The organism is Pseudoroseomonas cervicalis ATCC 49957 (genome assembly GCF_000164635.1).
In the GTDB taxonomy this organism is placed as follows: Bacteria; Pseudomonadota; Alphaproteobacteria; order Acetobacterales; family Acetobacteraceae; genus Pseudoroseomonas; species Pseudoroseomonas cervicalis.
Genome location: NZ_GG771166.1, coordinates 1 through 717, shown reverse-complemented (window position 1 = coordinate 717; position 717 = coordinate 1). Strand labels below are relative to the sequence as shown.

Sequence of the window (717 nt, the reverse complement as noted above, 5' to 3'; positions counted from 1 at the left end):
GGGCCGCGCCGGCTCAGAGACCCTCGGGCTGCCCTGCGACAGTGATCGAAAGCTGGTCGGGAACGAGCAGCCGGGCCGCGAGTTTCGCCGCCGCCGGCTGCGTCACCGCCGCCAGCCGCGCCGGGCGCTGCTCCAGCCAGTCGAGCGGGCGGCCATTGCGCCGCATCGCCAGCAGCGTCGCCGCGATGCGGCGGCTGTCGGTGAATTGCAGCGGCTGGCTGCCGGTCATGTAGGCGACGGCCTCCTCCATCTCGGCGGCGTCCGGCCCGGCATCGGCCATGCGCTTCCATTCCTCGCGCAGCAGCGAGAGCGCCTCGCCCACCCGCGCATTGGCGGTGGCGAAGCCGCCCACCAGCACGCTCTGCGCGAAGATGCTGTCGAGCCCCGCCGAGATGCCATAGGTCAGGCCGCGCGCCTCGCGGATCGAGCGGGTGAGCCGCGCGGTGAAGCCGCCGCCGGAGAGGATGCGCAGCACGATCTGCGCCGTCTCCCACTCCGGATCGGTGACCGGGATGCCCTGCTGGCCGAACAGGATGGTCGATTGCGGCGCCGCCACCGGCACCACCTGGGTGCCGAAGCGGCGGAACTCCGGCAGGGGTGGCGCCTCTGGCACCGCGCCCGCGGGCAGGGCGCCGAACAGCTCGGGCAGCAGCCGGGCGAGGCCGGCGGCGTCGATCGCGCCCGAGGCCGCGATCAGCAGGCCGGGGCCGCGATGCA

1 protein-coding gene is annotated in these 717 nt (G+C 74.6%); it reads right to left on the bottom strand.

Features of this window, described 5'->3' with window-relative positions:
• Nucleotides 1-13: 13 nt before the first annotated feature.
• Nucleotides 14-717 (bottom strand): M16 family metallopeptidase (locus tag HMPREF0731_RS22375; RefSeq protein ID WP_007006555.1); only part of this gene is annotated, 704 nt, incomplete at its 5' end.